This window comes from Peribacillus sp. YIM B13477, assembly GCF_042787955.1.
In the GTDB taxonomy this organism is placed as follows: Bacteria; Bacillota; Bacilli; order Bacillales; family DSM-1321; genus Peribacillus; species Peribacillus frigoritolerans.
The window spans coordinates 75,605-99,598 of record NZ_JBHZPD010000011.1 but is presented as its reverse complement, the minus strand read 5'-3'; the positions used below and the strand labels follow the sequence as shown (position 1 = coordinate 99,598).

Below are 23,994 nucleotides of genomic sequence, written 5' to 3'. Positions count from 1 at the left end.
CAGACAGTCGGCGGAAAGGGAGCGGATCTCTGAAATCAACTGTAATGTTTTCTTGAAAAAACTGTAGGCTAGTCTCAGCTATGTTTAGACTAGTTAATCCTTTAAGTTTTTTTCAGTATTCCTTAAAGGGTTGAAGAGATGTGCGACACTCCTGCTAGCCAAGACCACACAGGCGCATGCTTTGATGAGGCTTGGCAGACAGTCGGCGGAGATGGAACGGGTTTCGAAAATCAGCGGAATTTTTAAAAAGAAAAACTGAAGGCAAACTCACTTTAGGAATTGTCTACACGCTATAAGGGAGCGGATTCCTACACCCGCTCTCTTTTTTAATTTGTAAAAATAAATAGAAATTTTAGAGAAGTATCTTGTATAATGAGTAGGTACTAAGAGTTCATAATTGGAGGGGAAGAATATGAAGCGTGAAGACTTATTGGCTCCGGAACATTACAACTTAGTGAGTGAAATGGAACGTTATGCAAAAGATCCAGGTAAAGTTGCCGTACTTTGGGAGAACGAAACCGGAGATAAAAAACAACTTACATATGAGAATTTATTAAAAAGTGCAAATAAAATTGGAAATGCCTTCAAGAAAAAAGGACTGGGTAAAGGTGATACGGTCCTCATCATAATCCCCCGTTTGGTGGAAGCTTATCAAGTGTATTTAGCAGCATTGAAAATTGGCATGATTGTCATCCCTTGTTCTGAAATGCTTCGTGCGAAGGACTTGCAGTACCGAGTCAACCATGGTGATGTCAAAGGAATCATCAGTTATCATGAATATACTGACGAATTGAATGAAATAGAAGGAGCGGAAAGCCTCCTGAAGTTTTCAATCGGAAAACGAATCGAAAATTGGCTGGATTTGAATGAGCTCGCCGATGAGGAATCCGATCAGCTGACCATGGCTGACACGAAGAGTGAGGATATGGCATTCTTATCGTATACTTCCGGAACGACAGGAAATCCAAAAGGGGTCGTCCATACACATGGATGGGCTTATGCCCATTTGAAAACGTCCGCTGCAAACTGGCTCGGGATCAGCGAAACGGATGTCGTTTGGGCAACGGCAGGCCCAGGGTGGCAAAAGTGGATCTGGAGTCCTTTCCTGGCGGTTCTGGGAACAGGAGCGACAGGCCTTGCCTATCATGGAAAGTTCGAGGCGAAAAAATATCTTCAGCTGCTTCAGGACTACAAAGTGAATGCATTATGCTGCACGCCAACCGAATATCGATTGATTGCAAAGGTGGATAACCTTGATGATTATGATTTATCCCATCTTCACAGTGCTGTATCGGCGGGAGAGCCTTTAAATCAAAAAGTGTTCGAGGTCTTTAAGAACCATTTCCAGATTGAAGTGCGTGATGGGTATGGACAGACCGAAAATACCTTGTTGGTTGGTGTAACGAAAGGCATGGAAATTAAATTGGGCTCCATGGGCAAACCGACTCCGGGCAACCATGTGGAAATCATCGATGACTCCGGTAAACCTTGTTCGCCTGGCGTAGTGGGGGATATTGCCGTACATGTCGATACACCTGCTCTTTTTAAAGAATATTTTAAAGATCCCGAGCGGACATCGCAGCAATTCCGCGGGGACTATTATATCACCGGCGATCAAGCGAAAAAGGATGAGGATGGTTATTTCTGGTTTGAGGGTCGTTCTGATGATATCATCATCAGTTCGGGATATACGATCGGACCGTTTGAAGTGGAAGATGCACTCGTTAAGCATCCATATGTTAAAGAGTGTGCCGTTATAGCAAGTCCTGATGAAATAAGGGGAAATGTGGTCAAGGCGTATGTCGTCTTGATGGATGATATCGATCCGAACAGCCAGGACTTGATCAAGACGCTTCAATCGCACGTGAAAGAATTGACTGCTCCATATAAATATCCAAGGAAAATCGAATTTTTAGAAGAGCTGCCCAAAACGACATCTGGTAAAATCAAACGGGTGGATTTACGGAAAAGGGAAGAAGCACTCCTTAACAATTGATTGAAATGCATGAACGTCAGCCTTCAAGGCTGGCGTTTTTTATTGACAGGGGCTTGGGTAAAAGCATAAATATGGGAATTCGTGTTATGAGATGGTACACTTACTGCATATCTGCACAGTAACAATCATTTAATAAGGAGTGTAAAGCCGGAATGGGAACGTTATGGTTCAATGGGTCGATTTATACGATGATTAAAGAAAATGATCAAGTGGAGGCAGTCTTCACTGATAAGGGGGTAATTGTTGATACCGGCAGCCTGGACCATTTGAAAAATGAACATGCCGGCAATATTTCCAGGGAAATCGACTTAAAAGGACAAACGATGCTGCCGGGATTAGTGGATAGTCACCTTCATTTGGTCGGACATGGTGAAAGACTGCTTCGTCTAGACCTCTCTTTGATGGATAGCAGGGAGTCGATCATGAAATCCTTGAAGGAAAAGTGCTTAAAGACCCCGGCCGGAAAGTGGATCGTTGCCGAAGGGTGGAATGAAAATGAATGGCCGAGACCTGAATTGATATTACGGGATGAGCTTGACGCGATATCGGCAGATCATCCCATCGTATTGAAAAGGATCTGCCGTCATGCCTTGGTGGTCAATTCCCGGGCCCTTTTGGAAGCGGATATTAAAGAAGATATAAAAGAACCTTCAGGCGGGGTGATCTGCCGTTATCCTGACGGACGTTTAAATGGATTATTTAAAGAAAGCCAGGCGCAGAACCTTATTTTAGACAGCCTTCCCGGCATTGATCAAGAGTATATCGAAAACGCGCTCACAGAGGCCATAGAAGATGCATATAAGCTAGGTTTGACTGGCGGTCATACCGAGGACCTCCATTACTACAATGGCTTCATGCCGACATATCAGGCGTTTAAATCGGTAATCGAGGGCCGGGAAATGGCCTTTCGCGCCAACTTGCTCGTCCATCACGAAGCGTTAGAAGAAATGCTGGCAGCAGGCGGCGGCTATCAGAAAGGTACGCGATATATCAAATTCGACAGCATGAAAATCTTTACCGACGGCTCCTTAGGCGGACGCACAGCCCTGTTGAGCGAACCTTATGTAGATCAAAAGAATACGAATGGAGTCGCGATATTCACTGAAAACGAGCTTCAGGAATGGGTGAAAAAGGCAAGGGCTGCCGGAATGCCGATTGCTGTCCATGCGATTGGCGATCTCGCTTTTGAATACGTATTGAATGCAATAGAAGCCCTCCCCCCGAAAAAGGGACAGAGGGACCGGCTCATCCATGCGCAGATTGTACGGCCGGAGCTTTTGGAGCGGGCGGCAAAGCTGCCGGTAATCTTTGATATTCAACCGGGGTTCGTTCCGTCCGATTTTCCGTGGGTGGAAGAAAAGGTGCCAGCCGATCTATTGGAATCCTCCTATGCCTGGAGAACCTATTTGAACTTGGGCATCATTTGTGCTGGAGGGTCGGATGCACCCATTGAACCATTAAATCCGATTTTCGGCATTCATGCCGCTGTCACAAGGATGAAAATCAACAGTGAGGACCGTACCGTATATGGTTTGCCTGAAAGGCTTTCCGTTTTCGAGGCTTTCGCATTGTATACCAAAGGGAGTGCTGCAGCAATCGGCCAGGAAAAACGCCGCGGTGTGATCAATAAAGGGTACGATGCCGATTTTACCGTGTTTAATCTGGATGTCTTTGCTGTTGCACCGGATGATCTCCTGAAAGCTAAGGCGGTCATGACGGTCATCGATGACAAAATCATGTATGATAAAAATTAACAGTTGCAAAAATAGAAACGGAAATACAAAATTGTTAGATGGAATTAGATAAAGGAATGTAAATGGAAAGAAGGCTTGTTATGAAAGTGGATCAACAAAAAGAAGGAGCGATTTATGCAGCCCTTTCTTACATGATGTGGGGAGTTGTGCCGATTTACTGGAAGTTCCTTCAGGGAGTCGGTGCAATAGAGATTTTAGCTCAGAGGGTGTTATGGTCTTTCGTGTTCATGCTGGTTTTATTGATGTTCATGAAAAAATGGCAGGCGTTTCTTGATTATGTCAAAAACATACTGGGAAATCCGAAACTCTTTACGGCATTACTAACGGCGTCACTGCTTGTTACGGCCAATTGGGGAGTGTTCATATGGGCCGTTAACTCAGGACGGATCCTCGACACAAGCCTTGGATATTATATCAATCCGCTCGTCAGTGTACTATTGGGAGTGATAGTCTTAAAAGAAAAATTGAGCGGGGCCCAAATCATTTCATTCCTGCTTGCAGGAATCGGAGTCTTGATCCTTGGCATTCATTTCGGCACGATCCCGTGGATCTCTCTTGTTTTGGCCATGACCTTTGGATTATACGGTCTGGCAAAAAAAATGATCAAGGCTGAATCGGCAATCGGGCTGACGCTCGAAACGATGATGGTAACGCCTCTGGCCTTAGGTTACCTGATTTACTTGATGAACAGGTCGGAAATGCAATTCTTTACAGACGGGAGCACAAGCTTGCTGTTGGTGGGCGGCGGGATTGCCACGGCATTACCTCTTTTATATTTTGCAAAAGGGGCCGAGAAGATCCCGTTATCGATGCTTGGCATTTTTCAGTATATCGCTCCGACCTTATCTTTATTGATCGGGGTATTCGTCTATCATGAAAGTTTCACCAAAGCACATCTTTTAGCCTTTTTGTTCATATGGTCAGCTTTGGCTGTTTATACACTATCCATAACGAAATGGGGGCAGGCAAGTGCCCGCAGGTTCAAAGGCAAAGGGAATATTGGTGCGTGAAAAGAAAAAAATGCTTGGGGAGATTTCTGCCCAAGCATTTTTTATGTCGATATTCAATAAAACGGATTTATGGCATAGGCGAAATGCCAGGGTCATGAAAGGTATATCTTCGAACCTATTTCAGAAACAATACAATTGGAAAGGCTGGCAGGACTGTTATCGGGCATGGCACGGGGGTTATTTAGTTGGAATTGTCTATAGAAGGAACTATCCAGGAAAATGATATGCGTTGTCAGGAATGCTGATATGGTGGCGAATGGCTTTCTATTGCTATTTAATTCATCGATGATTCCCTGTGCAGTGGTAATCCCGATCCCGTGGCCATAAAAGAGGTTTCTCCCTAATAATATGGCATTTTCACCTTGCCATTCAGGGGTTGCCAAGTCGTGATCAGGGTTTTTGAAGTAAACGCAATCACCTGGTGAATAATCTCTTCCCTGGTGAACGATGAGAGCCATATTCCTTGGAGGGCGCCAGTCATATAAAAATAGGTCTGAAAAAAGATAGTCGAAATTCCTGGGTCCGATTAAATCCAAAATCGCCTTTAAAAAAGTGACGACTATTGCTGTCCCGCATTCGAAGGCATAAAGCCCTCCATTCATGAAAATGTCAACGAGCGCAGCATGAGGGAGAATCCCTGGCTGAAGGGTAAAGGTGCCATCCTTTGAAAGGTGCCAATAACGTTGATTGGATTGAGACTCCTCGAGTGTGGAAAATTCCGGACCGCTTTTATCCAACGCAATAGCTGCCTCTATGACTCGGTTCCTCAGCTGTATCTCGAAATTAAAATCCCCAAAGTTCCGGTATTCAAAAACGTTAGAATCTTCCGCCAAGCATTGAAGAGTTTCAAGCGATTTGGCAGAGGCTGTGCCTGGTTGGATTTGACTGACATCTAACCATTTGTGATTAATCTTTATCATGACATATCCACCTTTTGCTTATGAAATTAAGGGTTTAATAAAACCAGTAAACAAAAATGTCTACACGTAATGCTCATTATATGAATGCTTGCAAAGAAATGACTATTTGGAACGTGTCCGCCACCGTTGCAGCCAAGAATGAGCGGAATGGAAAGAGACGGAATCATTATACTTTCAATGATTTTCGTTCCAAAAGATGTTTTGCAAGACATCCTGAAGTGCCAGGAATACCTTTCCAATTAGAGAGTAGAAGCAAATTAGTATTCCTTTTTCCCTATGAATTGATATAATGAGAGAGAAAAGTTCATATGTGCGAGAAATGTAGGGGGGCCAGTACTGCTGGCTGAGATTGCATCCATTAGATGCTGACTCTTTGAACCTGATCTGGGTGATGCCAGCGGAGGGAACATATTATGACTGATTTTCTGTTTTGTATGTTAACGTCCGAATTCATCTTCGGGCGTTTTTTGCTGTTTTATCCAGTATTTGAATAGCCCTGGAGCCCCATCATGGTTCCGGCATATGAATCTTATAAGATGTGTAGGAGGATAATGACTTGAATAAATTCTTACCACTGTTAACTTCGTTCTTCCTTTTAGCTGGATGCGGAGCAGGCGGAACTAATGAAAAAGAAGAAGTATCTAAAAATGAAGAATTAAAGAAGGTATCGGTCGTGCTCGATTGGACACCGAATACAAACCATACAGGATTGTATGTAGCCAAGGAAAAAGGTTATTTTAAAGAACAAGGTCTTGATGTGGAAATTATCATGCCAGGTGAAGCTGGAGCTGATAAGCTTGTCGCTTCAGGGAAATCTGAATTTGGCGTGAGCTATCAAGAGGGGATAACGCAGGCCCGCGTACAGGGTGTGCCGATTGTTTCGGTAGCTGCCGTCATCCAGCATAATACTTCGGGATTCGCTTCCCCTGAGGCTAAGGACATTACGACTCCGAAGGATTTTGAAGGGAAAACGTATGGTGGCTGGGGATCTCCGGTTGAAAAGGCCATTATTGATTCACTCATGAAAAAGGAAAATGCGGATGTAAATGAAGTGGACATAGTCAATACAGGAGACATGGATTTTTTCACTTCGGTTAAAAGGGATATAGATTTTGCCTGGATTTATTATGGTTGGACAGGCATTGAGGCTGAGTTGCGAAATGAAAAGCTTAATATGGTGTACTTAACCGAATACTCTGATAAGCTTGATTACTATACGCCTGTTTTGACTACAAATGAAAAGATGATAAAAGAAGATCCCGAGACTGTTAAAGCATTCGTTCATGCAGCTTCGAAAGGGTACCAGTTTGCGATTAAGAATCCTGATGATGCAGCAGATATGTTAATTGAGTCTGCACCGGATCTTGATCCAAAACTAGTGAAGAAAAGCCAGGAGTGGCTTGCAGCCAAGTATCAGGATGATGCTCCGCGATGGGGTGAACAAAAGCTTGAAATTTGGAAGAATTACAGTGAGTGGATGACTGAAAATAAGCTTCTTGAAGGTGATTTCGATCCTGAAAAGGCATTTACCAATGAATTTTTACCAAAATAGGAGGAAATACAATGGCCAATTCATTAATTAGTATACAAATTATTCCTAAAGGGGAAAATGTCATCCCTATGGTCGATGAAGCAATCAAGATCATTGAAGAATCAGGTGTCAAGTATGAGGTTCACCCGCTTGAAACGACAATGGAGGGGGAGCTTTCCGAGCTTTTTGCCGTGATAGAAAAAATGAATGTAAGAATGATTGAAATAGGATCGCCGAATGTCATTTCCCAAGTGAAAATATTATATCAGCCAAGCGGGATTACGATGGATACGTTAACGGAGAAATATCGGGCATGATCGGAAGGGGAATTTGGAAGAAGGGGGCTCCCTTCTTTCTTTTATTATTGTTGCTGATTGTATGGGAGTCAGTGACAGTCTTATTGAAAGTTGAAGAATGGCTGCTTCCCGCTCCATCGGCCATTTTCATTGAAGGAATTGAGTCGTCCCGCAATCTTTACGGACACCTTATATCCACAACCGAGCTTGCGTTGTCGGGATTTTTTATTGGAAGCTGTATCGGCTTATTGATCGCGGCCATCCTACACCTATTTCCAGGTGTGAAGGACGCGGTTTATCCTCTGCTCATACTATCACAAAATATACCTATCATTGTTTTGGCGCCGCTTTTGGTGATCTGGTTTGGCTTCGGCATGCTGCCTAAGTTAATCGTGATTTCACTTGTATGTTTTTTTCCGGTTGCGGTCGCATCATTGGACGGTTTTCGCCAGACACCATACGAGCTTAAGCATTATTTCAAGATGATGGGAGCGGGGAAAAACCAGTTATTTTGGAAGCTGGAACTTCCTCACTCGATCCCGTTCATTTTCTCCGGCCTGAAAATTTCGGCTACCTATAGTGTAATGGGTGCGGTTATTTCGGAATGGCTTGGGGCAAAATCGGGGATTGGTGTTTATATGACTCTCGCTTCTTCAGCGTTCAGGACAGATCGGGTGTTTGTAGCCATTTTCATCATTATGGGAATGAGCCTGATTTTTTTTGGAATCATCACTTTCCTGGAGAAATACTTGGTTTCTTGGAAGAGAAAGGAGGGCGAAAAGGGTGAAGCTGGAAATTAAAGACGTCTCCTATTCTTTCGATGGTAAGCAGAATATATTGGAGAATATGAATTTCCATGTGAATGATGGGGAATTTGTTACGATCCTTGGACCATCGGGAAGCGGTAAAAGTACATTGTTCCACTTGATCGGCGGAATTTTGAAGCCTGATCATGGCATCATTTCATTGGATGGTAAAAAGATAAATGGCTTAAAGGGTCATATTAGCTATATGCCTCAGCAGCCTTCCCTTTTACCATGGAGAACGGTATTGGAAAATGTTTTGCTTGGAAGTGAACTTGCTGGGACCAGAGATAAAGAAAAGGCAAATAACCTTTTGATGAAAGCTGGTTTAGAAGAATACGATAAAGCATATCCCCATGAATTATCTGGAGGCATGAAGCAAAGGGCCGCATTCATTCGGAGTATCTTAAGTCCTCAGGACTTGATGTGCCTGGACGAACCCTTTTCTGCCTTGGATGAACTGACAAGATTGCAAATGCAGCAATGGCTGTTGTCGGTTTGGGAAGAAAATCGGAGGTCGGTGCTTTTTGTCACTCACAGCATAGATGAAGCGGTTTTCCTATCAGATAGAATTTATGTGTTATCAGCAAAACCGGCTGCTGTCATCAAAGAAGTGAAAGTTCCATTTTCCAGGCCAAGAAGAGAAGAACAGCTTCTTAGTGATGAATTTATTCATTTGAAGAGAGAATTATATGCAGCACTCAAGCCAACTTTCACTACTTAAGTAAGGAGGCGATACCATTTGAGAATCATCGACAGCCATATCCATTTGGATAAGTATGATATTGTTAAGCGGAGGCAGATCCTGAAAGACATGGAAAAGGTTCAGCTTGAATCCTTGCTGACTGTTTCCATGAATTTGGCTTCTTCGATTAACAATTATCAGCTCTCACTTAAAGATTCACGAATTAAGCCTGCCTTTGGTTTTCATCCAGAGCAGCCCCTCCCCAGTGATGAAGAAGTGAATGAATTATTGAGCTGGATGCGGGAACATCGTCACAATATGGTTGCGATAGGCGAAGTTGGGCTGCCCTATTACTTAAGGCAGGAAAACCCCAATATTGATAACTCAGCATATATAGTGATACTGGAGAGGTTCCTGGCCTTAGCTAAAGAGATTGAAAAGCCGGTTATCCTTCATGCCGTCCATGACGATGCACCTATCGTTTGCGACCTTTTGGATAAGCATCAAATCACAAGGGCACACTTTCATTGGTTTAAAGGCGATATCCGGACAGTTGAAAGAATGGCCAAAAAGGGCTACCGCATTTCGATTACACCTGATGTATGTTATGAGAGGGAAATACAGGAATTAGTTTCGGCCTATCCACTTAAGCTGATGATGATAGAAACGGATGGACCATGGCCGTTTGAAGGGGTTTTCAATGGGGAATGGACCCATCCCGGCATGATGCATGAAAGTGTGCGTCAAATTGCTTCGATTAAAGGATTGCCGATTGAGGATGTCTATGAAGCCCTTTATCAAAATACGAAAGATTTTTATCATATATAAAGGTACCGGTTATCATATCCGGTACCTTTTTTCGTTTGGCTCTTTTCGTAAAGATTGTTGTTTTTAAAACGAAACTATTTAAGGTTGATTGGAGCGGAAGTGCGAGACTCCTGCGGGAGCAGCGGGACAGGTGAGACCCCACAGGCGTTTACGCCGAGGAGGCTCACCGCCCGCCCCGCGGAAAGCGAGCATCTGGAGTGGAAATCAACCACAACTCACTACCTGGTAAATAGCAACAAATTATGTGAAAACAGCCTTTCGTTTAAAGAAAGGTCCTTTTAACCTTTTCCCAAAAGGAATTGTCTTTTAGCTTAACGGTCTTGATGACCTTACCGCTTAACCGGACCTTTACCTTTTCGACATGATTGATGCTTAACGCTTCATTGTCCATTCCGACGATCGGATAGCTTGGTCCGTTTTGTTCAAGGTGGACGGTCAACGTCTTAGCACCGCTTAAAATGAATGAGGAGCCTAGGGTCCGATAGGTATTATTATTGACGGAAGCAAGCTCGCTCACTTGGAAGCAAGGGAGAAGGGGATCGACAACGGCCCCATTGACCGATTTATTATAGGCGGTGCTTCCGGTCGGAGTCGCAATGATGATCCCGTCCCCGCGAAAAGTTTCAAAATGGAGTTGATCAATGAAAATATCCATGATGAACGTTTTGGTGATCGAAGAGCGGATACTGAGTTCATTAAGGGCATAGAAGGAGGGCTGATCGTCCAATTGGATAGAGATGGTTGGATATTTACGCACCTCGATTTGCTCCCTTGTCATGGCATCAATCATTTTATCACTGTCTTCCAAGTGGAAATCGCAATACATATTCAAGTTACCTGTCGTGGAAATTCCCGCATATAAACAGTCATCCCTGAACCCGGTTTTACGTGCTGCCTGCAGGAATGTGCCGTCATCACCGATGCTTACGATGATGTTCGCTTTTGTGAAATCCTGGATGACTTCATACGAATGTTGCTTCGCCAAGTCTGATAAGTATTCAACCTTGCTGAGCATCTCTTCATTCGGTGCATGGAAAAAATAAATATTCCTTCGATTGTTCATCATGTTCCCCCCTAGTATGTATGGTAATGAAAGGGCTTTCTATATCCTGGTGACGATAAATGCAATTTGTGCAAAGTGGACCAATTCATTTCCAATTTGAGGATTCTTTGCTACAATTTTATATGTCTTAGTTTATCATGGAATGAAACATTTTTGTTATTAGTTCGTATGGTAAGAAGGATACATATATTTAAGGGGGAAAACAGATGAATGGAAAGCGTTGGGCTGCACTTGGAATCGCAGCCGTTTTATTTTTTGTTTCTATTGCTGTAGGGGCGGCCACTACTCTATTTACAGCGGATACGGAAAATATCATTGATGAATTATTTGCTTCCGAAAGTGCATTTTACGAGGAAGTCATAGAAGGCGAGGATTACTCTAATGTTATTGCCGTATTTGATGTAGAGGGCACGATTCAAGATACAGGAGAAGCCTCATTACTTAGTTCAACAACATATAATCACCGTGCCTTCATGGATAAGCTGAAGATGGCAGAGGAAAATGACGATATCAAAGGAATCATCCTTCGGGTGAATTCTCCAGGCGGCGGTGTCGTCGAAAGTGCAGAGATTCATGAAAAGATCCTTGATATCAAGAAAGTGAAAAAACCTGTATATGTATCAATGGGGTCTATGGCTGCTTCAGGCGGATATTATATTTCTGCACCAGCCGATAAGATTTATGCCAGCCCAGAAACGATGACCGGTTCACTTGGAGTCATCATGCAGGGTTATAATTACGAGAAATTGGCCAAGAAGTATGGTGTTGAGTTCCAAACCATCAAAAGCGGACCACACAAAGATATTATGAGTCCAACCCGGGAAATGACTGGGGAAGAACGTGAAATACTCCAAGACATGATTGATAATTCTTATGATCAATTTGTAAAAATCATTGCAGACGGCCGCGGTATGACCGAGAAGGAAGTAAGGGAAATTGCCGATGGACGCATTTATGATGGACGCCAGGCTAAAGAAAACCATCTTATCGATGATTTCGGCCATTTGGATGATGTAATTGCCGCTATGAAAACGGATATCGGTAAAAAGGATGCTCAAGTTATCCGTTATACAGATGAAGCAGGTTTCGGTTCATTATTCAGTATGGGTGCGCAAAAAATGTTGGGAAATGATGTGGAAACGGCAGTCTTGACAAAAATCCTTTCCTCTTCAAATTCTCCACGCTTAATGTATTTGTATGCGGAATAGGGGGGCTGAAGGATGACGGAACGAAATGAAAACAATGAACAAATCGCTTCATCCAATCTAATGGCAGATCAAGAGGTTCCCGTTCAGCAGGAATTTACACCAGCCAAAAAGGTCGTGGATGATGACGAAGTCAAGAAAGTGCATTTTGCTGGTTTTTGGATGAGGTTTTGGGCCTATTTAGCGGATCTATTGGTTATTGGAAGCTTGAACCGGATTTTGATTCATCCCATCTTTAAATTTTATGAAGGGACAGATGACCTTTGGTTCTCCGCAGAGGGCTTCTTAACGGGGGTCGTATTCTTCCTATACTTTGTTTTGATGACCAAATTCTGGAATCAAACCCTAGGAAAGATGATTTTTGGACTGAAAGTCGTTGCCTTGAAGGAAGGGAAAAAAACCATTTCATGGGGTACGATATTGTTCAGGGAGCTGATTGGCCGCTATATTTCAAAAGTAACCTGGATTGGCTATCTCTTGGCAGGCCTATTACCGAAGAAACAGGCTTTGCATGATGTCTTTGCAGACACGGGCGTTGTGTTGATCAGAAGATGATTTTTTCCATTCATAAATCTGTAAGAGCGTGAATTTCGCTTTTGCAGGTTTATTTTTTTTGCATATGCCGATAATGATAGGCTGAAGGGGTGTGGGTGCATGAAGTGGCTTTTGTTGATTATGGGTATCCTCATTTTGGTGCTGCTTATTGTTGTTTTCACTAAAGTAAAACTGTCCATCGACTACAAACGTGTCCAGACGAATGACTTAATATATATTAAATTATCAGCTTGGTACGGGCTTTTTCACTATACATTCAAGGTTCCGGTCATGAAATTGGAAGATGACTTGGTAACCGTAGCAGTAAAGGAAGAGCAAGAAATGAACGGAAAAATAAATAAGGAAGAAAAGAAAAAAATCACGGCCGAAGATTTGCGGGACGGATTCGCAGACATACTGGAAATGCTTCAGCATATAATCGGATTCCATAAGATCGTCCGTCAATTCGCTGGGAAAGTCCAAGTCAAAAAATTCACCTGGCATAGTGAGGTCGGTACTAAAAACGCTGCACACACCGGTGTTTTAACTGGTGCATGCTGGGCACTTAAAGGTTCAATCATCGGTTTGCTGACAACCTATTTCAACTTTCGGATCATGCCCTCCTATTCCATTTCACCCGACTTTCAGAGATGGCAGGCAAACACGTCGATTTCCTGCATATTACAATTCAGAATCGGGCAGGCTATGGTGACTGGAATAAAACTGCTTCGTTATTGGAAAGGCGGAAAGCCGCATTTCAAGTCGAGGAAATTAGCGAAGCTATCAGGTGATTCCAATAAACAATCGTTCTAGAGTGGAGGGAATTTAAATGTCAGATCATCCGATTCAAGGTTTAATGAAAGAAGCGATGGAAAATCTTAAAGAAATGGTCGATGTGAACACGATCATTGGGGATCCGGTAGAAACACCGGATGGAAGTGTCATTTTAACTGTATCCAAAGTGGGGTTTGGTTTTGCAGCCGGTGGCAGCGAATTTGTGATGGATGGAAACCATCAAGGACAGCAAGGCGGTTCCAAGCAGCCTTTTGGCGGCGGTAGCGGCGGTGGAGTCTCCATAACGCCAATTGCCTTTTTGATTGTCGGTTCCCATGGAGTGAAAATGATTCATCTCGATGAAGGGACGCACCTTCTAGAAAAAATGATGGATTTAGCTCCTCAAGTCGTCGATAAGATTCAGTCCATGCTATCCAAGAAAGACAATAATCAAAAGCAAGGCAATAATCAAAACCAAAAAAATAATCAATACCAAGGCGGCAGTCAACCAGCTGTGAACAGATACCAAGAACCTAAACAGGATATAGACTTCTAATTGCGACTCGGCATCCGCCGAGTTTTTCTTTTTGCTGCATTCTTCCACTACACAAAAAAGCTCGGATGCAGAACTTGTACAAGCACCATTCACATTTTCTGATTCAATTAATTGCAAAATTCCGGCAAAACAAATATTATTATGCTTGTACATATAGCAGAAAAGGGAGGAATTATTAATGGCTTCAGTTACATTTAAAAACAACCCGATCACTTTAGTGGGACAAGAACTAAAAGTTGGGGACAAAGCACCTGATTTTACAGTATTGGCTAATGACTTATCACCGGTTACTTTAAGCGACTCCAAAGGTTCTGTCCGCATTATCAGCGTTGTTCCATCCGTGGATACAGGCGTATGTGATGCACAGACACGTAAATTCAATGAAGAAGCGGCAAAATTGGATAATGTGAAAGTACTGACGATCAGTAACGACCTTCCTTTCGCGCAAAAACGCTGGTGTGCTGCCAGCGGCTTGGACAATGTTCAAGTTCTTTCCGATCACCGTGACCTTTCATTCGGTGAAGCATATGGTGTCGTCATGCAAGAACTTCGTCTATTGGCTCGCTCTGTATTCGTTGTGAACAGCTCTGATGAAATCACATATGTAGAATATGTGAGTGAAGGTACCAACCATCCAAATTACGAAGGTGCAATCGAAGCGGCGAAAGCGGCAAAATAAGATGCGAATTTAAGAAACCGGGCACAATGTGCCCGGTTTTTTGTTATAATGTTGATTTTCTTGTTGATAAACACCTTGTCGTTGAAGTGGACAGGTCCTTTTTAGGATTTAATGTTCATTGGAGTTGTGTCGATCGATACATTTCATTTCTATTGAAGGGTATCATTTTTTATATCTGGATTCAGTTAAGGCTCGAAAGTCGGACCATTTTGTGGTAAAACAACTTTGCCAGACCATTCCTGACCATTAGGTGTTCCAACTCTTATGTCAATTTCATTAGGCCACGACGGCATTTGTCTTGGTCCTCCTGGGAAAAACCCCGCTTGTTGCCCTGCTCGATAACCTTCTCGATACCCTTGTCGATACCCTTGTCGAAATCCTTGTCGAAAACCTTGTTGAAACCCCTGCTGTTGCCTGTTAAATTCATCTGCTGACTGAATATCATGTTGCTGATTTATCGGATTAACCTGCCCATGATAGTTTTGATATTGATTATCCATATATGATCACCACCTCATGCATCGTATTCTGTTTGGGCCTTCATTGAGCCTATCCAAGTAATAAAAAAATGCAGGGCAACAAAACAACCCGTTTTAGACAAAAGGTTTTCTATCTAAATTTCAAAAAACAAAGTTGCTTGGAACGTAAGGTACGAGACTCCTGCGGGAAAAGCGTGTCTAGGGGAGACCCCGCAGGCGTAAGCCGAGGGCAGACCGCCCGCGGAAAGCGAGTGCCTGAAGTGGAAATCAACGTCCCAATGGTTAAAATTTTTTGAAATGGGAGTGGGCGCGAGAGATTCCTTATCAAACGGAAAACGGTACGTTAAATAATCGAAGAATGATGAGCAGGACGTACGGCTTGTATCTCTTTCTTCTTACCTTTAAAATAGGGACAGAAGCAAACAGGAGGAATTAATAAGTGAAGTCTACCCCAGTTGAACAATTATTTTATGAATTTGATGAAACAGCTCAAATATTGCAAAGTGAACTATCATGTACGTATCTGGACGCCTTGGGCGAAACGGGCGAGAATTTCTTCCAAGGGAAAGTCCTGCAGGATGAAATCAGTGAAGTATCAAAGAAAAGGTTAGCGAAGCATTATGCAGATTTTTCACCAGAGAAATATGAGAAGGAAGCAATCCGTAAAGCATATCAGCTTGCCATTTTAAAAGGCATGCAGCAGAGCGTTCAGCCGAATCATCATATGACTCCTGATGCAGTCGGCATGTTCGTCAGCTATTTAGTCGGTAAATTCACCAAGGACCAAAAAGAGATAGTCATGCTCGATCCAGCCATTGGGACGGGGAACTTACTATTTGCGATCATGAATCAACTTACTGATAAGAACATCGCTTCATATGGTGTCGAGATTGATGAAACCTTGATCAGGCTTGCTTATGCTGGTGCCAACCTGCAAGAACATCCACTGGAATTTTTCAATCAGGACAGCTTGGAGCCACTTTTCATCGATCCTTCGGATGTTGTGGTCAGTGATTTGCCGATTGGTTATTACCCGAATGATGTGCGTGCAGCTGAATATGAATTGAAGGCCGACAAGGGACATTCGTATGCACATCATTTGTTTATTGAACAAGGTGTTAAACACGCGAAGGATGGCGGACACCTATTCTTCATTGTCCCGAATAACCTGTTCGTCTCGGAGGAAGCTCCGAAACTCAATGATTTCCTGAAGAAGCATACACATATCCAAGGGATGGTGCAACTGCCGCTTTCCATGTTCAAGAATGAATCGGCAGCCAAAAGCATCCTGATCCTTCAAAAGAAAAAAGAGGGGATCGAAGCTCCGAAGAAGGCATTGCTTGTACAACTTCCGAAGTTGTCGGATTTCGAAGCGACAAGGTCTGTCATGCAACAGATGGATGATTGGTTTAAAGAGGAAAAATAATCAATGAAAGCTGATGCCGCAGGCATTGGCTTTCATTTTTTTTTGGAAAAGTGATGATTGGCCAATTTTTCATTATTATTTGGTTGTAATCGCATGCCATGATAAGATTGTACAATACACTGCACGTCTTCATTGAGATACATATGGAAGAACTAACTTAGGGTAAAGGAGCAGGATCGATGTCAAAAGTCATGGCTATTAATGCGGGCAGCTCTTCATTGAAGTTTCAGCTTTTTGAGATGCCTAGTGAAAAAGTAATTACAAAAGGTATTGTAGAAAGAATCGGCTTGAAAAATTCCGCATTCACTTTAAGCGTCGAAGGCGAAAATGTTTCTGAAACGGTGGATATACCCAATCATGAAGTGGCTGTAGGGCTTTTATTGAAAAAGCTCATTGACCATCGTATCATTGACTCCTTTGAAGAGATAGATGGCGTAGGGCATCGGGTGGTGCATGGCGGTGAGGTATTCAGTGAATCGGTTTTGATCACGGAGGATGTAATAGAGGAAATCGAAAAGCTTTCCGAGTTGGCGCCCCTTCATAATCCAGCCAATATCACCGGGATCCAAGCCTTCAGGCGAATACTTGATGATGTGCCAGCGGTTGCGGTGTTCGATACCGCCTTCCATCAAACGATGGCAGCAGGTTCCTATTTATACAGCTTACCTCTTGAATATTATGAAAAGTACGGAATAAGGAAGTATGGGTTTCATGGTACTTCACATAAATATGTATCGCAGCGTGCTGCCGAAATGATTGGCCGCCCAATTGAACAGCTTCGATTGATATCCTGCCATTTAGGGAATGGTGCAAGCATTACGGCCATAAAGGGAGGCAAATCGATTGATACATCAATGGGGTTTACTCCCTTGGCCGGTGTTACCATGGGAACGCGGTCAGGGAACATCGACCCTGCACTGATTCCTTATATCATGGAGAAGACGGGAAAAACGGCAGATGAAGTGCTGGATGTCCTGAATAAGGAAAGCGGAATGCTAGCCCTTTCCGGATTTTCCAGCGACCTGCGCGATATTCAAGTTGAAGCGGATAAAGGAAATGAGCGGGCTGAACTCGCACTTAAAGTATTTGCAGATCGGATTCACAAGTACATTGGCTCCTATTCAGCTAAAATGGGAGGTGTGGACGGCATCATTTTTACAGCGGGCATCGGTGAAAACAGTCAAACAATTAGAGGGCGTATCTTGGAGGGACTTGAATTCATGGGGGTATATTGGGATAAGGATCTCAATCGCACCAAGGGCAAGGAAGCGTTCATCAATACACCTTATTCCCCTGTCAAAGTCATGGTCATCCCAACCAATGAAGAAATCATGATTGTCAGGGATACCGTGAAAATAGCTTTGAAAGAAACCTGGAAAGCATGACTTCCTGTTTTTTATAATGATCTCCTTATCTCTTTGGTAAGGGGGTCTTTCCAGTGAATGAAGTCTATCGATTTTCATCAGCGGAATTCGACTTCTCATTGATATTATGTACTGGCAATCCATATCCTTGAACGCCGGATCGCCATCATCCATTCTCAGAAATGCTCCCTTCTATGGTATACTTAAGGGAGAATCCACCAATTCTGTACATAGGAGGCTTGATGCATGGAATTCACGAACCGGGAAATGAAAGTTTGGAATGAAATTAGTGAATGGCAGGAAAAACTCTATCAATATGAGCCAACGGATCTTGCTGCATTGTATGATAAATGGTTGGAGCAGGGGTTTGCCCTGCTACCGGAAAACGTCCAACAACAGTTTTTTGAAAAGCTTGATACTTGGCTTTTTCATTTGCATGCCATGGTTCAGAGCTCACAAGTTCAAATAGATGCAAGAGAGCGGATTTTAGCATCTGCGCGCGTGTTTAATGAAGAAATCGAAACGTTGAGTGATTTGAATCACTTATCGATCGATCAGGTGAATTACATAGCCAATCAGCATATCGCTAAGCATCGCTTATATTCTTTTGCACAAGGCGGGATGAGCGGATCAGGAGGCCTGCTTCTGCTGGGGAGCGATATTCCGGCCATGACCGTCATCAATGTCAGGATCGTACAGCTGATTGCGATGTCTTATGGTGTTGAGGTGAATACACCGTTTGAAATGATGCTGGCCCTTAAGGTATTCAATGCAGGAGCGATGCCAAAGAGGCTCCAAGGAATAGCCTGGGAAGAATTGATCCGTGAGGTACAGACAGCAGAAGATGACTATTTTTATTTAGGAATCGAAGAATTGACAAACCCTACATGGATGGAACAGCCGCTCAAGCAGCTATTGAAAGCATTATCCATTGCCGTTTTCCGCAAAAAACTGGTTCGGGGCATACCGTTCATCAGCATGGCCATCGGGGCTGGATCCAATTATCAAATGACCCGGAATGTCAGTGAATTTGCCCAGAAGTTCTATCAATATCGTTATTTACTGGAAAAGAAGGCTGATGGAGAATGAGTGTCAAGAATCATAAAAAAGCCGTCACGGAGGCAGTTCGCTGCATGGTGATAACCGTCAGCGATACGCGCGATGAAGAAACGGATAAAAGCGGGGCACTGATGAAGGAATTATTGAAATCGAGTGGTCATGAAGTGACGGAATATGTAATCGTTAAGGATGAGCGGAAGGCGATTCAGGATGCGGTCACTTCTGGAAGTCAAAGCGGCATGGTTGATGTCATATTAACAAATGGGGGCACTGGCATCGCCAAAAGGGATGTAACGATCGAGGCGGTCAAAGAATTGATGACTAAGGAAATACCCGGTTTTGGCGAGATTTTCCGAATGCTCAGCTATCAAGAGGATATCGGGGCGGCTGCCATTCTATCCAGGGCAATTGCCGGAGTCGTGAACAACAAAGCCGTTTTTTCCACACCAGGTTCATCAGGGGCGGTTCGGCTTGCAATGAATAAATTGATACTTCCGGAATTGGGACATGTCGTCGGTGAACTTCGCAAGGATTTATAAGAGGGATGCAAAAAAAGCCACAGTTTTAAACTGTGGCTTTTTTTGCATGGAATAGGCCTTAATTATGCATCTTTTCCGTCACGGCTTGATTGGCACGATACCAAAGCCATAAATCATTGATGATGGAAGCAAGTTCCGCAATTTCGGAATTGAGCTGGCATGATTTGGCGAAATTACTCTCATCGGAGAGCTGGAACTGCTTTCGGTTGATCGTGGATTCCAGTTCCTTGATGCGGTCCGGGATGCTTCCCCTGATATTCTCCCAATGTACGAGTATTTGCTGCTGCTCGCCTTTTGTATATTCATCCCACTCCAAATTCAAATCAGGAATGGAGATGCCGAGCCTTTCATCATAGATAAATAGTTCTCTCATATGCCCTCCGCTTTTCGATTTATCATACTCCTAGTTTACTATATTCTCGCGGAAGCATCCAATGTGTAAATTCCCTGAAAATAATAGGGGATTATTTAGCGAAATCTTTAAAATACCCCTTGTATTTCATTAATAAAGATGATAAAGTACTAATCATAGAATGAATAAAAATAACAAACGATGAATTTTTATTCACACGAAAGGACGATGGAAATGGAAAATCAAAAAGTTGTTTTAGCATATTCCGGAGGTTTGGATACTTCCGTTGCAATTAAATGGTTACAAGATCAAGGGTACGAAGTTGTGGCATGCTGCTTGGATGTCGGAGAAGGAAAAGATTTGGATTTCATTAAGGAAAAAGCGATCACTGTTGGTGCGGTAAGTTCCTATGTCATTGATGCGAAGGACGAATTCGCTGATGAATTCGCATTGACGGCTCTTCAGGCACATACTTTGTATGAAGGGAAATATCCATTGGTATCAGCTTTATCACGTCCGCTGATCGCGAAGAAATTAGTGGAAGTGGCTGAAGCGGAAAACGCGGTTGCCGTTGCGCACGGTTGTACGGGAAAAGGAAATGACCAAGTGCGTTTCGAAGTATCAATCTCCGCATTGAACCCTAATTTGCAAGTTCTTGCACCTGTTCGTGACTGGAAATGGTCTCGTGAAGAGGAGATTGAATATGCAGCGAAAAATGGCATTCCCGTTCCGATTGGCATGGCGAGCCCGTTCTCGATTGACCAAAACCTTTGGGGAAGAAGTAACGAATGCGGAATCCTGGAAGATCCTTGGGCAGCTCCGCCGGAAGAGGCCTATGATTTGACTACAAGCCTTGAATGTACGCCAGATACTGCAGATATCATTGAAATTGGTTTTGAACAAGGTGTGCCGGTTACATTGAATGATAAAAACTATAAATTGGCTGACCTGATCGTCGAGTTGAATCAAATTGCCGGCAAACACGGAGTTGGACGTATCGATCACGTTGAAAATAGATTAGTAGGGATCAAATCACGTGAAGTCTATGAAGCTCCTGGTGCGATGACATTGATAGCTGCACACAAAGAACTTGAAGATATCACGCTTGTTAAAGAACTGGCTCACTTCAAACCGGTGATCGAGAAGAAAATGACTGAATTGATTTATGAGGGACTTTGGTTCTCTCCGCTTCAAAAAGCTTTGGCTGCATTCCTGAAAGAAACACAAGTGAATGTAACGGGTACGGTACGTGTGAAACTATTCAAAGGTCATGCGATTGTTGAAGGAAGAAAATCCGAGTACTCCCTATATGACGAAAAATTGGCTACCTATACAAAAGCGGACGAATTCGATCATGATGCAGCAGTTGGATTCATTAAGCTATGGGGACTTCCAACGAAAGTGAACAGCATGGTCAATAGCAAGAAGGTGACAGTGTGAGCAGCAAGCTTTGGGGAGGAAGATTTACGAAATCTGCCGAAGAATGGGTAGATGAGTTCGGAGCTTCCATTTCCTTTGACCAGGAACTTGTACTTGAAGATATTCAAGGCAGTTTAGCTCATGTAACCATGTTAAAGCAATGCAGCATTTTACCTGAAGAAGATGCGGATCAGATCATTGCGGGTCTGAAAAGTTTACAGGAAAAAGCTGAGAAGGGTGAATTGACTTTTAAGGTTGAGATGGAAGATATCCACCTCAACCTGGAAAGTATGCTAATAAGCGAAATCGGTCCAGTTGGCGGAAAGCTTCATACAGGAAGAAGCCGTAATGACCAAGTTGCAACCGACCTTCATCTGTATATGCGGAACCAAACGAAAGTGATTCTGGAACTCATCAATGATTTGCAAATAGCGATTTTGGGACAATCCAAGAAAAATGTGGAAACACTGATTCCAGGTTATACACATTTACAGCGTGCACAGCCCATTTCTTTTGCCCACCATTTAATGGCCTATTTTTGGATGCTTGAGCGTGACAAGCAGCGCTTCACCGAGAGTTTCAAAAGAATCAACATTTCTCCATTGGGTGCTGGGGCATTAGCTGGGACGACTTTCCCGATTGACCGTGCCCTCAGTGCGGAGCTATTGGGGTTTGAGGGAATTTACGAAAACAGCCTTGATGCGGTAAGTGATCGTGATTTTGCCATTGAATTCATGAGCAACAGCGCCACAATGATGATGCATTTATCCCGTTTCAGCGAAGAAATCATTCTCTGGTCAAGCCAGGAATTCCAATTCATTGAATTGGATGATGCGTTTTCCACTGGAAGCAGCATCATGCCGCAAAAGAAAAACCCTGATATGGCGGAATTGATCCGTGGTAAAACAGGACGGGTTTATGGGAACCTAACGGGGTTATTGACTGTTTTGAAAGGACTGCCGCTTGCTTATAACAAAGATATGCAAGAAGATAAAGAAGGCGTTTTTGATACGGTTAAGACCATTGTTGGTTCACTTAAAATATTTGCCGGGATGATTTCAACGATGAAAGTGAAAACGGACGTAATGGAAAAAGCAACAAAAAATGACTTCTCGAATGCGACGGAATTAGCTGATTACCTGGCTTCAAAGGGAATGCCTTTCCGTGAGGCGCACGAAGTGGTCGGGAAGCTTGTATTGTTCTGTGTCCAAAATGGCTGCTATTTAGTCGACCTGAGCATTGAACAATTCCAGGAAGCTTCCGAGTTGTTTGATCAGGGTATTTATGATGCATTAAATCCTTATGAGGCAGTTAAACGCCGTAACAGTGCGGGCGGTACAGGTTTTGCCCAAGTCCTGCTGGCGATTGAAAAAGCGGAAAAACTGGTAAGTGAATAACAGGAAAAAGCTCGTTCACCAATTTGGCGAACGAGCTTTTTATCATTTTCTCTTATTGATTCGTACGTACGACCATTACATCACAGTTTGAATGGCGAACGATGCCTTCCGACACGCTGCCGATAAGGAAACGTTCGACTGCATTAAGGCCTGTTGCACCGCAGACAATTAAATCGATCGAATGCTTTTTCGCTAAATCCCTTGGAATTTGAACTTTAGGAGAACCATAGGCAACTTCTGTTTGGACCTTTGTAATCCCGGAGGCAATGGCTTCCGTTTTATACTTGTCCAATAGCTCATTGGCAAAGGTTTCAGAGTGATCACGGATAGTCATATCATAAGCTTCGACAGTAGGGAAATTCCTTGTATCCACGATGTGTGTGAGCACAAGGGTAGCATCACTGAGTTTTGCTAAGTAGATGGCCTTTTTTAAGGCCCACTCTGCTTCTTCCGAGCCGTCCACTGCTACAAGAATATTTTTATAATCTATACTATTCAAGTGAATCTCCTCCTTCTATTTCATTCCTATTATACAATGATTTACCTTATGGATCTGATTTCAATTGTAACAAATTAGCGAATGTTTATGCCAATAATCTGGAAATTATATGATTCCAACCTTATTATGATGTGATGAATCATTGCATGACGAATATCTATTCTTTTTACCTTATTTGTTTATTTATGGTAACCTCTAATGTGAGAGGGGAGTTTTTTTCTTTGAGTGTTTCAAAAATAGTAAACTATGCATTATATTTATACGTGCTTTTGTATGCTTTGATCTATTTCATTTTTATTTCTTACATCAATTTTGTACATGCTACGATCAGTTTAATGAGTATATCAGCACTGCTGCTTCCATTTATACTATTACTATTTTTTCAAAGGATTTCATGGAAATATACCAATAAGCATAATAAAAGGAAAATCAAAATTAGATTTATAGTCATATCAAGCCTTGGCTTTGCCCTTCTGGTTCTTTGTGTGGTTATGTTAGGGGTAAATGAATCTGAATTAAGGTTCACCACTGAAAGATGGTTAAATGATGTTGAAGGAAGAGTCTACCTGGTAGATGACTTAATCAATGAACATGAATTGATAGGCATGACAAAAGATGAAGTGTTCACCCTTTTAGGGTCTCCAACAGAAACGGAATATTTTAAAGAGGAAGATAATGTTGTTTATTATCTCGGTGCCGAGAGGGGAATAATAAGAATAGATAGTGAATGGCTGGTCATTTGGTTTGACGGCAGTGATAAAGCAATGAAGTATGAACTGCGGACCGATTAGTTGATATGTTGGATAAATACCCCCGTCTTAAATGA

Annotated in this window: 25 protein-coding genes and 1 riboswitch; of the genes, 20 read left to right on the top strand and 5 right to left on the bottom strand. The window is 42.9% G+C overall.

Going from position 1 to position 23,994, the window contains the following annotated elements; translation table 11 throughout:
- Window positions 1-412: 412 nt before the first annotated feature.
- The 3 genes from mbcS (at window position 413) to rarD (ending at window position 4,760) form a co-directional block, all read left to right on the top strand.
- On the top strand, window positions 413-1,996 hold the full coding sequence (gene mbcS / locus ACFX4H_RS23610; protein WP_048677943.1) for an acyl-CoA synthetase MbcS: 1,584 nt from the start codon (window positions 413-415) through the stop codon (window positions 1,994-1,996).
- 152 nt (window positions 1,997-2,148) lie between these two features.
- Window positions 2,149-3,750 (top strand): amidohydrolase, encoded by a 1,602-nt coding sequence (locus tag ACFX4H_RS23605; RefSeq protein ID WP_377436358.1) that lies wholly within the window; start codon window positions 2,149-2,151, stop codon window positions 3,748-3,750.
- 80 nt (window positions 3,751-3,830) lie between these two features.
- Window positions 3,831-4,760, top strand: coding sequence for an EamA family transporter RarD (rarD, locus tag ACFX4H_RS23600; protein ID WP_034309196.1), 930 nt, complete (start codon window positions 3,831-3,833; stop codon window positions 4,758-4,760).
- 92 nt (window positions 4,761-4,852) lie between these two features.
- On the opposite strand, the gene ACFX4H_RS23595 is transcribed toward rarD, so the two are convergent.
- Window positions 4,853-5,680 carry a protein-glutamine gamma-glutamyltransferase gene (locus ACFX4H_RS23595; protein WP_052137311.1) on the bottom strand — a complete coding sequence of 276 codons (828 nt, stop codon included), beginning with the start codon at window positions 5,678-5,680 and terminating at the stop codon, window positions 4,853-4,855.
- Window positions 5,681-5,993: 313 nt separating this feature from the next.
- A riboswitch (TPP riboswitch) is annotated at window positions 5,994-6,103 on the top strand.
- Between the two features lie 133 nt (window positions 6,104-6,236).
- On the opposite strand from ACFX4H_RS23595, the gene ACFX4H_RS23590 reads away from it, so the two are divergent.
- Genes ACFX4H_RS23590 through ACFX4H_RS23570 form a run of 5 tightly spaced genes read left to right on the top strand, consistent with a single transcriptional unit; the run spans window position 6,237 to window position 9,823 of the window.
- Window positions 6,237-7,232 carry an ABC transporter substrate-binding protein gene (locus ACFX4H_RS23590; RefSeq protein WP_323602930.1) on the top strand — a complete coding sequence of 332 codons (996 nt, stop codon included), beginning with the start codon at window positions 6,237-6,239 and terminating at the stop codon, window positions 7,230-7,232.
- 11 nt (window positions 7,233-7,243) lie between these two features.
- Window positions 7,244-7,528 carry a thiamine-binding protein gene (locus ACFX4H_RS23585; RefSeq protein ID WP_034309193.1) on the top strand — a complete coding sequence of 95 codons (285 nt, stop codon included), beginning with the start codon at window positions 7,244-7,246 and terminating at the stop codon, window positions 7,526-7,528.
- The gene (locus ACFX4H_RS23580; protein ID WP_053535931.1) at window positions 7,525-8,307 is read left to right on the top strand and encodes an ABC transporter permease; all 783 of its coding nucleotides are present in this window, start codon (window positions 7,525-7,527) and stop codon (window positions 8,305-8,307) included. The genes ACFX4H_RS23585 and ACFX4H_RS23580 overlap by 4 nt, the downstream gene beginning before the upstream one ends.
- Window positions 8,297-9,034, top strand: coding sequence for an ABC transporter ATP-binding protein (locus ACFX4H_RS23575; protein WP_283867966.1), 738 nt, complete (start codon window positions 8,297-8,299; stop codon window positions 9,032-9,034). The genes ACFX4H_RS23580 and ACFX4H_RS23575 overlap by 11 nt, the downstream gene beginning before the upstream one ends.
- 18 nt (window positions 9,035-9,052) lie before the next feature.
- Window positions 9,053-9,823: a TatD family hydrolase gene (locus ACFX4H_RS23570; protein WP_377436357.1), complete on the top strand. Its 771-nt coding sequence runs from the start codon at window positions 9,053-9,055 to the stop codon at window positions 9,821-9,823.
- 262 nt (window positions 9,824-10,085) lie between these two features.
- Here ACFX4H_RS23570 and ACFX4H_RS23565 read toward each other — a convergent pair whose 3' ends face one another.
- Complete coding sequence (locus ACFX4H_RS23565; RefSeq protein ID WP_377436359.1) at window positions 10,086-10,886, bottom strand: NAD kinase; 801 nt, start codon at window positions 10,884-10,886, stop codon at window positions 10,086-10,088.
- Between the two features lie 206 nt (window positions 10,887-11,092).
- On the opposite strand from ACFX4H_RS23565, the gene sppA reads away from it, so the two are divergent.
- The 5 genes from sppA to tpx all read left to right on the top strand — a co-directional run bounded on the left by sppA (window position 11,093) and on the right by tpx (window position 14,634).
- Window positions 11,093-12,094 (top strand): signal peptide peptidase SppA, encoded by a 1,002-nt coding sequence (gene sppA / locus ACFX4H_RS23560; RefSeq protein ID WP_034309182.1) that lies wholly within the window; start codon window positions 11,093-11,095, stop codon window positions 12,092-12,094.
- Window positions 12,095-12,106: 12 nt separating this feature from the next.
- Complete coding sequence (locus ACFX4H_RS23555) at window positions 12,107-12,646, top strand: RDD family protein (RefSeq protein WP_241634855.1); 540 nt, start codon at window positions 12,107-12,109, stop codon at window positions 12,644-12,646.
- A 99-nt stretch (window positions 12,647-12,745) separates the two neighbouring features.
- Window positions 12,746-13,438 (top strand): DUF2953 domain-containing protein, encoded by a 693-nt coding sequence (locus ACFX4H_RS23550; RefSeq protein ID WP_328138634.1) that lies wholly within the window; start codon window positions 12,746-12,748, stop codon window positions 13,436-13,438.
- Window positions 13,439-13,454: 16 nt separating this feature from the next.
- Window positions 13,455-13,955, top strand: coding sequence for a GerW family sporulation protein (gene ytfJ / locus ACFX4H_RS23545; RefSeq protein ID WP_048677933.1), 501 nt, complete (start codon window positions 13,455-13,457; stop codon window positions 13,953-13,955).
- Between the two features lie 178 nt (window positions 13,956-14,133).
- Window positions 14,134-14,634, top strand: a complete 501-nt coding sequence (gene tpx / locus ACFX4H_RS23540) for a thiol peroxidase (protein ID WP_034309176.1) — start codon at window positions 14,134-14,136, stop codon at window positions 14,632-14,634.
- 185 nt (window positions 14,635-14,819) lie between these two features.
- Here the strand turns inward: tpx and ACFX4H_RS23535 are convergent, their stop codons facing one another.
- The gene (locus tag ACFX4H_RS23535) at window positions 14,820-15,134 is read right to left on the bottom strand and encodes a hypothetical protein (RefSeq protein ID WP_241634851.1); all 315 of its coding nucleotides are present in this window, start codon (window positions 15,132-15,134) and stop codon (window positions 14,820-14,822) included.
- Between the two features lie 418 nt (window positions 15,135-15,552).
- Here ACFX4H_RS23535 and ACFX4H_RS23530 point away from each other — a divergent pair, with 418 nt between their 5' ends.
- The 4 genes from ACFX4H_RS23530 to ACFX4H_RS23515 all read left to right on the top strand — a co-directional run bounded on the left by ACFX4H_RS23530 (window position 15,553) and on the right by ACFX4H_RS23515 (window position 19,501).
- On the top strand, window positions 15,553-16,539 hold the full coding sequence (locus tag ACFX4H_RS23530; RefSeq protein WP_034309170.1) for a class I SAM-dependent methyltransferase: 987 nt from the start codon (window positions 15,553-15,555) through the stop codon (window positions 16,537-16,539).
- 179 nt (window positions 16,540-16,718) lie between these two features.
- Entirely contained in the window at window positions 16,719-17,924 is a 1,206-nt protein-coding gene (locus ACFX4H_RS23525) for an acetate kinase (RefSeq protein WP_328138632.1), read from the top strand.
- A gap of 225 nt (window positions 17,925-18,149) precedes the next feature.
- On the top strand, window positions 18,150-18,992 hold the full coding sequence (locus ACFX4H_RS23520; RefSeq protein ID WP_034309165.1) for an EcsC family protein: 843 nt from the start codon (window positions 18,150-18,152) through the stop codon (window positions 18,990-18,992).
- Window positions 18,989-19,501 (top strand): MogA/MoaB family molybdenum cofactor biosynthesis protein, encoded by a 513-nt coding sequence (locus ACFX4H_RS23515; RefSeq protein WP_034309163.1) that lies wholly within the window; start codon window positions 18,989-18,991, stop codon window positions 19,499-19,501. Before ACFX4H_RS23520 ends, ACFX4H_RS23515 begins: the two co-directional genes overlap by 4 nt.
- A gap of 58 nt (window positions 19,502-19,559) precedes the next feature.
- Here the strand turns inward: ACFX4H_RS23515 and ACFX4H_RS23510 are convergent, their stop codons facing one another.
- Window positions 19,560-19,874 (bottom strand): hypothetical protein, encoded by a 315-nt coding sequence (locus ACFX4H_RS23510; RefSeq protein ID WP_063590452.1) that lies wholly within the window; start codon window positions 19,872-19,874, stop codon window positions 19,560-19,562.
- Between the two features lie 213 nt (window positions 19,875-20,087).
- Between ACFX4H_RS23510 and ACFX4H_RS23505 the strand changes: the two genes are divergently transcribed.
- A complete protein-coding gene (locus ACFX4H_RS23505; protein WP_034309158.1) occupies window positions 20,088-21,293 on the top strand; it encodes an argininosuccinate synthase in 1,206 nt (401 codons plus the stop codon).
- The gene (gene argH / locus ACFX4H_RS23500; RefSeq protein ID WP_377436356.1) at window positions 21,290-22,669 is read left to right on the top strand and encodes an argininosuccinate lyase; all 1,380 of its coding nucleotides are present in this window, start codon (window positions 21,290-21,292) and stop codon (window positions 22,667-22,669) included. The genes ACFX4H_RS23505 and argH overlap by 4 nt, the downstream gene beginning before the upstream one ends.
- 52 nt (window positions 22,670-22,721) lie before the next feature.
- On the opposite strand, the gene ACFX4H_RS23495 is transcribed toward argH, so the two are convergent.
- Complete coding sequence (locus ACFX4H_RS23495; RefSeq protein ID WP_034311454.1) at window positions 22,722-23,159, bottom strand: universal stress protein; 438 nt, start codon at window positions 23,157-23,159, stop codon at window positions 22,722-22,724.
- Between the two features lie 230 nt (window positions 23,160-23,389).
- On the opposite strand from ACFX4H_RS23495, the gene ACFX4H_RS23490 reads away from it, so the two are divergent.
- Window positions 23,390-23,959 carry a hypothetical protein gene (locus ACFX4H_RS23490; RefSeq protein WP_328138630.1) on the top strand — a complete coding sequence of 190 codons (570 nt, stop codon included), beginning with the start codon at window positions 23,390-23,392 and terminating at the stop codon, window positions 23,957-23,959.
- Window positions 23,960-23,994: the final 35 nt, after the last annotated feature.

Bases quoted from the DNA above. Each gene is read 5' to 3' on its own strand.
- mbcS (WP_048677943.1), top strand. From the start codon at position 413: ATGAAGCGTGAAGACTTATTGGCTCCGGAACATTACAACTTAGTGAGT.
- ACFX4H_RS23605 (WP_377436358.1), top strand. From the start codon at position 2,149: ATGGGAACGTTATGGTTCAATGGGTCGATTTATACGATGATTAAAGAA.
- rarD (WP_034309196.1), top strand. From the start codon at position 3,831: ATGAAAGTGGATCAACAAAAAGAAGGAGCGATTTATGCAGCCCTTTCT.
- ACFX4H_RS23595 (WP_052137311.1), bottom strand. From the start codon at position 5,680: ATGATAAAGATTAATCACAAATGGTTAGATGTCAGTCAAATCCAACCA.
- ACFX4H_RS23585 (WP_034309193.1), top strand. From the start codon at position 7,244: ATGGCCAATTCATTAATTAGTATACAAATTATTCCTAAAGGGGAAAAT.
- ACFX4H_RS23580 (WP_053535931.1), top strand. From the start codon at position 7,525: ATGATCGGAAGGGGAATTTGGAAGAAGGGGGCTCCCTTCTTTCTTTTA.
- ACFX4H_RS23565 (WP_377436359.1), bottom strand. From the start codon at position 10,886: ATGAACAATCGAAGGAATATTTATTTTTTCCATGCACCGAATGAAGAG.
- sppA (WP_034309182.1), top strand. From the start codon at position 11,093: ATGAATGGAAAGCGTTGGGCTGCACTTGGAATCGCAGCCGTTTTATTT.
- ACFX4H_RS23555 (WP_241634855.1), top strand. From the start codon at position 12,107: ATGACGGAACGAAATGAAAACAATGAACAAATCGCTTCATCCAATCTA.
- ACFX4H_RS23550 (WP_328138634.1), top strand. From the start codon at position 12,746: ATGAAGTGGCTTTTGTTGATTATGGGTATCCTCATTTTGGTGCTGCTT.
- ytfJ (WP_048677933.1), top strand. From the start codon at position 13,455: ATGTCAGATCATCCGATTCAAGGTTTAATGAAAGAAGCGATGGAAAAT.
- tpx (WP_034309176.1), top strand. From the start codon at position 14,134: ATGGCTTCAGTTACATTTAAAAACAACCCGATCACTTTAGTGGGACAA.
- ACFX4H_RS23535 (WP_241634851.1), bottom strand. From the start codon at position 15,134: ATGGATAATCAATATCAAAACTATCATGGGCAGGTTAATCCGATAAAT.
- ACFX4H_RS23525 (WP_328138632.1), top strand. From the start codon at position 16,719: ATGTCAAAAGTCATGGCTATTAATGCGGGCAGCTCTTCATTGAAGTTT.
- ACFX4H_RS23520 (WP_034309165.1), top strand. From the start codon at position 18,150: ATGGAATTCACGAACCGGGAAATGAAAGTTTGGAATGAAATTAGTGAA.
- ACFX4H_RS23515 (WP_034309163.1), top strand. From the start codon at position 18,989: ATGAGTGTCAAGAATCATAAAAAAGCCGTCACGGAGGCAGTTCGCTGC.
- ACFX4H_RS23510 (WP_063590452.1), bottom strand. From the start codon at position 19,874: ATGAGAGAACTATTTATCTATGATGAAAGGCTCGGCATCTCCATTCCT.
- ACFX4H_RS23505 (WP_034309158.1), top strand. From the start codon at position 20,088: ATGGAAAATCAAAAAGTTGTTTTAGCATATTCCGGAGGTTTGGATACT.